Here is a 463-nt window from a genome sequence, read left to right on the forward strand (position 1 = left end):
CAGTGTGCCGTTTACATAGCTGATATCGTAGTTACCTACTTTTGGTCCCTGTGCTGCCGAAGCGGTGATCTCGTAGGTGTCAACATCGGCTGAGGCTGATGCTCCTGCTGAAGTTAATGTCACCGAGGTAACTGCATCGTTGTTCACAAGGCCGCTGGCCGTGAACTCGGTACTGCCGAGCGTCAGCGCCTCACCGTAGGTTTTACTACGGTTATTGGCCGTGATGGTCAGCGCTTTCGGGTTCACCGTCAGCGTGCCTTTGGCGTAGCTGATCGTATAGTTAGCCAGTTTAGGACCCTGTGCTGCCGAGGCCGTGATCTCGTAGGTGTTTACAACAGCTGTAGCTGCTGCTCCTGCTGAAGTTAATGTCACCGAGGTAACCATATCACTGTTCACAAGACCGCTGGCCGTGAACTCGGTACTGCCGAGCGTCAGCGCCTCACCGTAGGTTTTACTACGGTTA

The 463-nt window shown here is 54.0% G+C and carries 1 protein-coding gene; it reads right to left on the bottom strand.

Annotated elements, in window-relative coordinates; all coding sequences use genetic code 11:
• Positions 1 to 463, bottom strand: a 463-nt coding sequence (locus G5B30_RS17150; protein ID WP_206367182.1) for an MBG domain-containing protein, incomplete at both ends; no start/stop codon positions are given.

Origin of the sequence: Sphingobacterium sp. SGG-5 (genome assembly GCF_011043525.1) — a bacterium.
Classification (GTDB): Bacteria; Bacteroidota; Bacteroidia; order Sphingobacteriales; family Sphingobacteriaceae; genus Sphingobacterium.